We start from the raw sequence: 9,033 nt of genomic DNA on the forward strand, positions 1-9,033 counted from the left end.
TGCAACGCACCCAACGCGACCCCACCATCCGCCTCACGCTTGAAGTAGATGTTGAAGAACGCCAGGAACCGGTGCCACGCCACACCCATGCTCGGGTTCAGACCGATCGTCACCGCCCACGCACCGGTGGCGGTGAGCTTGATCATCGCGGTCAGGTAGACCAGGTTCTCCAGCGTGGACTCGCTCAGGTCCTGGAACGCCAGGCTCAGCGGATACGACGCGAAGAAGCCCGCCTCGTAGTGGTCCACCCCCAGCAGGGCGGCCTCCAGGGCGCGCAGCGTCAGGATCGCGAGGCCGATCACCAGGATCGTCCACTCGACGTAGTACGCCTGCCACGACACCGAGCCGGCGAACCGCGACTTGCGGCCCGGGCGCGAGGGCAGGCTCAGCTGCCGGATGACCATCAGCACCACGATGCCGACGAACGTGGCCAGCGCGATGAACTCGGTGAAGAGTTCGTAGGGCAGCCAGTCGCCGATGAGCGGGAACACCCAGTGCGCGTCGAAGAGCTGGACGATCGCGGTGACGATGGTCAGGCCGAGGGTCAGGAAGCCGACGGCCACGAACCAGTGGGCCACGCCGACGACGCCCCACTTGAGCATTCGGGTGTGGCCGAGGAACTCCCGGCCGAGGGTCGCGGTGCGCTGCGCGGGCTGTCCGGTTCGGCTGCCGTCCGGCTGGCCGACCTGGACGAAACGGTAGATGTGCGCGACGGCGCGCGCCGCGAGCGCGGCGCCGACCACCAAGGTGACCAGCGAGATCACGATCGCTGCGAGCTGCATGGGCGTTCGGCTCCTCCGGTGGGACGTCCCTTCCGGGGCGTGTATCGGCCGACAGCGTACGGCCGTGCGGGCATCTTACCCACTGGTAACTTATCCACTGCGTCGATGATATCCGTCACGCTGGACGCTACCGGCTTCGCGGGTTTTGTCCGCTTCAGCCACCCCTAGGTGATCTTGTCGTATCACGCGGGTCGCACCGCACTCGTCGCACAGGCGCCGGGACCCGCAACAGGTCCCGGCGCCGTGACGTCCGTACTCGGCCCAGGCGCGGCCCCACCGACATCCACCGGACGGGGCCGCGCTCCGAGCCCACCGATCAGAGCGTCTTCGCGGCCGCCTGCTGCCGAGGCTGCACGACCAACGTGTCGCTCGCCTCGTCCAGGTCGACCACGACCGTGTCCCCGTCGCCGACATCGCCCGCGAGCAGCGCCCGAGCCAGCTTGTCGCCGATCGCGGTCTGGATCAGCCGGCGCAGCGGCCGCGCGCCGTACGCCGGGTCGTATCCGGTCAGCGCGAGCCACTCGCGGGCCGCGTCGGTCACCGTGAGGGTGATCCGGCGGTCCTTGAGCCGAGCGCCGAGCCGGTCGACCTGGAGTCCGACGATGTGCGCGAGCTCCGCCGTGCCGAGCGCCTCGAAGAGCACGATGTCGTCGAGCCGGTTGAGAAACTCCGGCTTGAACGCGTTGCGCACGACGTCCATCACCATGTTCTGCTGCTGCTCCCGGGACAGTGCCGGGTCGACCAGATACTGCGACCCCAGGTTCGAGGTCAGGATCAGCACCACGTTGCGGAAGTCCACCGTGCGGCCCTGGCCGTCGGTCAGCCGCCCGTCGTCGAGCACCTGGAGCAGGACGTCGAAGACCTCGGGGTGGGCCTTCTCCACCTCGTCCAACAACACGACCGAGTACGGCCGACGGCGCACCGCCTCGGTCAGCTGGCCGCCCTCCTCGTACCCCACGTAGCCGGGCGGCGCACCGACCAGGCGCGCGACCGAGTGCTTCTCCGCGTACTCCGACATGTCGATCCGCACCATCGCGCGCTCGTCGTCGAAGAGGAAGTCGGCGAGCGACTTGGCCAGCTCGGTCTTGCCCACGCCGGTCGGGCCCAGGAACAGGAACGAGCCGGTCGGGCGGTCCGGGTCGGCGATGCCGGAGCGAGCCCGGCGGACCGCGTCGGACACCGTCGCCACGGCCGCCCTCTGGCCGATCAGCCGGCGACCCAGCTCGTCCTCCATCCGCAGCAGCTTGCCGCGCTCGCCCTCGAGCAGTCGGCCCGAGGGGATACCGGTCCAGGACGAGACCACATCGGCCACGTCGTCCGGGCCGACCTCCTCCTTGACCATCGCGGTGCCGTCCGTGCCCCGGTCCCCCTCGGTCGCCGCGGCCTCGGCCAACTCGCGCTCCAGGGTCGGGATCTGTCCGTACATCAGCTTCGAGGCGGTCTCGAAGTCGCCGTCCCGCTGGGCCCGCTCGGCCTCGCCGCGGGCGGCGTCCAGGCGCTCCTTGAGCTCACCGACCCGGTTCAGGCCGGCCTTCTCCTGCTGCCATCGCGCGGTCAGGCCGCTGAGCTGCTCCTGCTTGTCCGCGAGGTCCTTGCGCAGCCGCTCCAGGCGGTCCCGGCTGGCCGCGTCGGTCTCCTTGTCCAGGGCCATCTCCTCCATCCGCAGCCGGTCGACCGAGCGCTGTAGCTCGTCGATCTCGACGGGGGAGGAGTCGATCTCCATCCGCAGTCGCGAGGCCGCCTCGTCGACCAGGTCGATCGCCTTGTCGGGGAGGAAGCGGGCGGTGATGTAGCGGTCGGAGAGGGTGGCCGCGGCGACCAGGGCCGAGTCGGCGATCTGCACCTTGTGGTGTGCCTCGTACCGGCTCTTGAGTCCGCGCAGGATCGCGATGGTGTCCTCGACGCTGGGCTCGCCGACGAACACCTGCTGGAACCGGCGCTCCAGCGCGGGGTCCTTCTCGATGTGCTTGCGGTACTCGTCCAACGTGGTCGCGCCGACCAGGCGCAGTTCGCCGCGCGCGAGCATCGGCTTGAGCATGTTGCCCGCGTCCATCGAACTGTCGCCGGTGGCACCGGCGCCCACCACGGTGTGCAGTTCGTCGATGAAGGTGACGACCTGGCCGTTGCTGGACTTGATCTCGTTCAGCACCGCCTTCAGCCGCTCCTCGAACTCGCCGCGGTACTTCGCGCCCGCGACCATCGCACCCAGGTCGAGCGCGATCAGCCGCTTGTCGCGCAGCGACTCGGGCACGTCGCCGGCCACGATCCGGCGGGCCAGGCCCTCCACGACGGCGGTCTTGCCCACGCCGGGTTCACCGATCAGTACCGGGTTGTTCTTGGTCCGGCGGGACAGCACCTGGACCACCCGGCGGATCTCCGAGTCGCGGCCGATGACCGGGTCGAGCTTGCCGTTGCGGGCCTCCTCGGTCAGGTCGCGGCCGTACTTCTCCAGTGCCTGGTAGGTGCTCTCCGGGTCCTGCGAGGTGACCCGAGCGCTGCCGCGCACCGCCTTGAAGGAGTCGAGCAGCGCCTGCGGGGTGGCGCCCGCCTCGCGCAGCGCGTCGGCGACCGGGCCGGACCGGCCGGACGCGAGACCGACCAGGACATGCTCGGTGGACACGAACGCGTCGCCGAGCTTGTCGGCCTGCTTCTCCGCCTCGTCCAGCGCGAGCATCGTCTCGCGGGCGAGCTGCGGCGCGGCCACCGTCGATCCGGACGCGCTCGGCAGGCGATCCGAGATCTGGGCGGCGGCGACCTTCAGGAGCGGCACGTCCACACCGGCCGCGCCGAGCAGCGGGACCGCGATCCCCTCGGGCTGTTCGAGCAGGGCGAGCAGCAGATGCGCGGGCTCCACCTGGGGGTGTCCCGCCGCGGAAGCCTTGCGGATGGCGACCGAAAGGGCCTCTTGGGCCTTGGAGGTGAGCTTCTGTGCATCCATGTGAGGTGTGCGACTCCTTCGCTTCGGGCACGCGGTGTCACGGCCATCATCCCGTCCGCGCCGCGTGTGTATCGCACCCGAACGGTTCGTTGACTGTGAGAACCACAACTAAGTTGAGTCTATTCCACTCAACCGTGTCTCGTCGCGGATGCCTAGACTGCGGACATGCCAGATGTGTCCGGTGCCCTCGAAACACTCGACGCGCTTGCGGATGCGGCGGTCCGGCTGGTTCCGGCGTCGCCCGGGGCCGACCGTGTCGTGCTCGGCCTCGCCGGTCCGCCGGGGGCCGGGAAGTCCACGCTCGCCGGTCGCCTGGTGCGTGCGATCGAACAGCGGGTCGGCGTCGGTACCGCCGCCTACGTGCCGCTTGACGGCTTCCATCTCTCGAACGCGCAGCTCAAGCGGATCGGTCGGTTGCACCGCAAGGGCGCGGTGGACACCTTCGACGTGTGGGGCTACGCGAGCACGCTGGCGCGCGTCGTGCACGAGGTGGACCGGGACGTGTACGTGCCGGACTACGACCGCACACTGCACGAGCCGGTGGCCGCGCGGCACGTGGTGCGACCCGGTACTCGGATCGTGGTGACCGAGGGCAACTACCTCGCGCTGGACGCCCCCGGCTGGATCGACGCCTACTGCCTGATGACCGAGGTCTGGTACGTGCACGCCTCGGACCGGGTCCGCGACGAGCGGTTGACCAGGCGCCAGCGCCGGGGCGGTCGCAGCCCCGGCGAGGCGATGGCCTGGGTCGCGGGCAGCGACCGGCCCAACGGCGAACTGGTCAAGCGTTCCAAATCCCGCTGCGCGCGGGTGGTGACGGTGGTGTGGTGAGCACGCACCTGCGGACTCCGGCTATGTGAGCCACGCCGGCGTCGGCACCAGCAGTTCCACGTTGCGGTCCTCAAGCCGACCGCGGCGGCCGTCCACCTTGGGGTCGGGGCGGTCGCGCTCCTGCCAGTCGTTGCCCGCGAGCTCGCGGGCCAGCGCGGCCAGCGCGAGCGGGTTGTCCAGCTTGCCGCCGTTGGACTCCGGGCCGGCGGCGTCGACGATGGTGCCGTAGATGGAGAGCGTGCCGTTCCTGTTGTCGCCGATCTCCACGATCCGCGCCTGCGAGGGCCAGTCGATGTGCGACGCGGTGTTGATCTCCCAGAAGCCGCCGGGGACCGCGCTGCCCGCCGGCCGCGGGTAGGGCTTCACGTTGTTGTCGTGGGTGTGCCCATTGACCCACAGCACGACGTTCGGGAAGCGCAGCAGCAGCGCCTGCACCTGCGGGCCCAGGATCCGCGCGGGCTGCCCAGAGGGCACCGTCTTGTTCACCAGCGTGTCGATCGTGTGGTGGCTGAACAGCACGAACAACATGTCCTGGCCGGTGCCCCGGACCACCTTGCCCTGCTCGTCCAGGTAGCTCGAACTGCCCTTGACCAGGTGGTCCTGGAGCCACGCGAACTGGATCGGGTCCAGGCAGCCGGAGTCCAGGCCGTACTGGTTCACCGTGTCCAGGACCAGGCAGCGCACCCGGCCCTGGTCGAAGCTGTAGTACGCCGTCTTGGCGTCCAGGTTCGCCTGGGTGAAGCCGTGGCCCTTGGGCAGGCCGGTCGTGTTGAAGTGCTCCTTGATCGTCTCCGCGCGGTCGATCAGCCGGCGGTCCGGGTCGGCGGTGACCTTGCGCTTGGGGCCCGCCAGCAGTGCGGCGAGCGCGTCCGGCTTGCCGTTCTGCAGCCCGAGCGCGAGCGTGACGATGGTCTGACCCGCCGAGATGTCGAGCACCTTCTCGTCGCCGACCGCGACCTTGCTCAACAACTCACTGACCGGCAGGTTGCCCTGGACCAGGCCGTCGTGGTTGCCGTACGCGGTGTACCACGGGGTCTTCAGGCCGGTTGCCTCGAACGGACGCCGGCATGCGTCGAGCAGGCCCGGCACAGTGGGAAAGCCGTAATCGCGCCTGGGCACGTCGTCCTTCTGCCCGGGCGGCGTGCCTTCCGGGTGCCAGTAGCGCTCGTGGTACGCGACCGCGTCCATCGGGCCCTCGTACTTGTTCCGGTCGCCCGAGTCCGGGGTGACCTTCTTGCCGCCGTCGAGCACGTCGATGTACCAGCGCAGTTCGTTGAACTGGATGTTGTCGGTGTTGTCGCCCGTGCAGATGGTGAAGGCGAGCGGTTGGCCGAGCGCCGGGCCCTTGCCGATCCGGTTCAGCGACTGCACCATCGCCTCGGCGATCTGCGCGGTCAGCACCTCCTGCGGGCGATGCGACGACTGGAACGGCAGCAGCTTCGCGAACGGCTGGTCCTTGTCGCTGTGCCGGTCCAGGAAGTCCACCCGCGCGGTCGACTGCGAGTCCTGTATATGAATGTCCGTCAGCTGGGTGAAGGCGACCAGCGGTTGGCTCTTGGCCTTGCTGCCCGGACCGGCGCCGGGGGCCAACTCGGCGCGCAGCAGGTGCGGTTCGCCGGGACCGGCGACCACCTTGCGGTAGCCGCCCGAGCCGGGCGGGCCGAGCACCAGAGTGCGCTCCAGCGTGGTGCCGGCCATGCCGGCCGGACCGCCCGCGGTCGGGGCGCCGGACTTGGGCGCATTACTCGACTTCTTGTCCGGCTCGTCCTTGGCGTCGGTGCACGCCGCCGCTCCGAGCAGTGCCGCGCCCGCGGCCGAGTACTTCAGGACGTCCCGACGATTCGGCTTCATGCGGCGACCCTACTGACGCGTATTGAGCGGCATCAAGGAATGTCCACGACCCACTCGCGGCCGGCTGCCCGCACGCACGAGGGGCGCGGCCGAAGCCACGCCCCTTGCACATCCTCGGCCGACTGCCGCCGCTCGGCCGCCCGTCAGTCGGTGCGCCCGCGCCTGGGCTTCCAGACCACGAGCGCGGTGCCCGCCTGCGGCCGGATCGGGACCAGATCGCGCCGATAGGACGCGTGCACGGCCGCCTCGCGTCGGGCGCTCGCGTCCGTCGCCTCGTGCAGCGCGTGTTCCAACTCGGCCACGCGCATGCGCAGCGCGAGCACCTGGTTCTCCAGCTCCAGGATGCGCTTGATCCCGGCCAGGTTGATGCCGGCCTCCTGGGAGAGCCGCTGCACCTCGCGCAACTGGACGATGTCGCGGGCGGAGTAGCGCCGCCCGCGACCGGCCGTGCGGTCCGGTGAGACCAGGCCGAGTCGGTCGTACTGGCGCAGCGTCTGCGGATGCAGGCCGGACAGCTGTGCGGCCACCGAGATCACGTAGACCGGAGAGGTCTCGTCGATCTCGTAGCCGCGCCGCCCGCCGATGCCGCCGTCGCCGCCCAATCCGCCCGGTCGCATGTCATGCCCCCTTCGCCGCGTCCAACAGATCGGCTCGGGGGTCGTGCGCGATGGTCGCCTCGCGGAACGCCTCCAGCGCCTCGCGCGCCTTGTCGTTCAGCTGCTGAGGAACCGTCACCTCGATGGTGACCAGCAGGTCGCCCCGAGTGCCGTCCTTGCGTGCCGCACCGCGCCCGCGGACGCGCAGCGTACGGCCGTTGCCCGTGCCCGCGGGAAGCTTGAGTGTGACCGGGATGCCGCCCAGGGTGGGCACGGTGACCTCCGCCCCGAGTGCGGCCTCAGGGAAGGTGACCGGCACGGTCACGGTGAGATTGTCGCCCTTGCGGCCGAATACGGCGTGCGCCGTGACGTGCACCACGACGTAGAGGTCGCCGGAGGGGCCGCCGCGCTCGCCGGGAGCGCCCTTGCCCTTGAGTCGGATCCGCTGGCCGTCCTGGACCCCGGCCGGGATCCGGACCTGCATCGTGCGCGAACTCTTGGCCCGACCACTGCCGTTGCACACGATGCACGGGTCGTCCACCAGCAGCCCGCGACCCTTGCAGTCGCGGCACGGCTCGGAGAAGCCGAAACCGCCCTGCGGCCGACTGACGTTGCCGGACCCCGCGCAGGTCGGACACATCCGCGGGGTGGTGCCCGCGGCCGCGCCCGTGCCGTTGCAGTGCCGACACGGCTCGGAGCTGGTCAGTCGGATCGGTACGGTCGCACCGTCGACCGCGTCCGCGAAGCCGAGCGTGACCTCGGACTCCACGTCCGAGCCGCGTCGCGGCTGCTGGCGTCCGGTCTGGCGACCGCCGCCGAACAGCCCACCGAAGATGTCGCCCAAGCCGCCGGTGTTGCCCGCGCCGCTCTGCTGCTGGCCACCGAAGATGTCGCCGAGGTCGAAGGGGAAACCGCCGGCGCCGCCCTGCCCGCCGCCGGGGCCGCGGAAGCCGCCCCCGCTGCCGAACAGCGTCCGCGCCTCGTCGTACTCCTTGCGCCGCTTCTCGTCGGCGAGCACGTCGTAGGCTTCCGAGATCTCCTTGAACCGTTCCTCGGCCCTGGTGTCACCCTTGTTCTTGTCCGGGTGGAACTCGACGGCGAGCTTGCGGTAGGCCTTCTTGATCTCGGCGGTGCCGGCGTCCTTGGGGACGCCGAGCACCTTGTAGTAGTCCTTCTCCAGGTAGTCCTTCGTACTCATGCGCCCCTCGCCGATCGGGTCGGGGTGCCCTCGTGCTCCGAGCGCCCGTTTCCGGATTCACTCCACCCGCGCATCGGCGTCCCTCCTCTCCGCTTCTCGTCGTCTGGTTCCCGGTGACGGTTCAGCTGCCGGCCGCTTCGCCCGACTCCTCCGGACTGCCTTCGGCGTCCGCCGTGGGCTCCGCGACCGCCACCCGCGCCGGGCGGATGATCCGTTCGCCGACCTGGTAGCCGGGCTGCAGGATCTCCACACACGTGGGCTCGGTGACATCGGTCGCGTACGAGTGGAGCAGTGCCTCGTGCACCGTCGGGTCGAACGGGTCGCCCTTGGAGCCGAAGCTCTGCAGCCCCATCTTGACCACGATCGATTCCAGCGACTCGGCGACCGACTTGAAGCCGCCCGCCAGTTCGCCGTGGTCGCGGGCCCGACCGATGTCGTCGAGCACGGGGAGCAGTTCGCTCAGCACCTTGATGGCGGCCAGTTCGCCCGCCACGTTGCGGTCCCGCTCGACGCGCTTGCGGTAGTTCGCGTACTCGGCCTGGAGCCGTTGCAGGTCGGCCGTGCGCTCGCCGAGCTGGTTGCGCAGCTCGGCGGCCTCTGCCGCCCCGGGGGCCGGGGCCGCCGCCGAGGCGGCGGTCCCGGTTTCCGGCTTCGGCTCTGTCTCTTGGGCGTCGCCCGGGACGGCGCCGTGGTTCGAGCCGGTCCCTTCGGTCACGCAGCACCGCCCTTACGGTCCTCGTCGACGATCTCGGCGTCCACGACGTCGTCGTCGGCAGTGTTGCCCGCGGCGTCGCCGGTCGAACCGGCCGCACCCTCGGCGCCGGGCTGGGCGTTCGC

General features: G+C 70.4%; 6 protein-coding genes and 1 pseudogene. 1 reads left to right on the forward strand and 6 read right to left on the reverse strand.

Going from position 1 to position 9,033, the window contains the following annotated elements:
* A pseudogene (locus ABZS54_RS40335) lies at positions 1–782 on the reverse strand (Fe-S oxidoreductase); the annotation flags it as partial.
* 316 nt (positions 783–1,098) lie between these two features.
* Complete coding sequence (clpB, locus tag ABZS54_RS40340; protein WP_355547585.1) at positions 1,099–3,720, reverse strand: ATP-dependent chaperone ClpB; 2,622 nt, start codon at positions 3,718–3,720, stop codon at positions 1,099–1,101.
* 165 nt (positions 3,721–3,885) lie between these two features.
* Between clpB and ABZS54_RS40345 the strand changes: the two genes are divergently transcribed.
* Entirely contained in the window at positions 3,886–4,551 is a 666-nt protein-coding gene (locus ABZS54_RS40345; RefSeq protein ID WP_355547588.1) for a nucleoside/nucleotide kinase family protein, read from the forward strand.
* Between the two features lie 21 nt (positions 4,552–4,572).
* Here the strand turns inward: ABZS54_RS40345 and ABZS54_RS40350 are convergent, their stop codons facing one another.
* The 4 genes from ABZS54_RS40350 to grpE form a co-directional block, all read right to left on the reverse strand.
* A complete protein-coding gene (locus ABZS54_RS40350; RefSeq protein ID WP_355547590.1) occupies positions 4,573–6,402 on the reverse strand; it encodes a TIGR03767 family metallophosphoesterase in 1,830 nt (609 codons plus the stop codon).
* 143 nt (positions 6,403–6,545) lie between these two features.
* Positions 6,546–7,019 (reverse strand): helix-turn-helix transcriptional regulator, encoded by a 474-nt coding sequence (locus ABZS54_RS40355; RefSeq protein WP_355547593.1) that lies wholly within the window; start codon positions 7,017–7,019, stop codon positions 6,546–6,548.
* 1 nt (position 7,020) lies between these two features.
* Complete coding sequence (dnaJ, locus tag ABZS54_RS40360; protein WP_355547596.1) at positions 7,021–8,196, reverse strand: molecular chaperone DnaJ; 1,176 nt, start codon at positions 8,194–8,196, stop codon at positions 7,021–7,023.
* 121 nt (positions 8,197–8,317) lie between these two features.
* Entirely contained in the window at positions 8,318–8,911 is a 594-nt protein-coding gene (grpE, locus tag ABZS54_RS40365) for a nucleotide exchange factor GrpE (RefSeq protein ID WP_355547599.1), read from the reverse strand.
* Between the last annotated feature and the right edge of the window lie 122 nt (positions 8,912–9,033).

Origin of the sequence: Embleya sp. NPDC005575 (genome assembly GCF_040605455.1) — a bacterium.
Classification (GTDB): Bacteria; Actinomycetota; Actinomycetes; order Streptomycetales; family Streptomycetaceae; genus Embleya.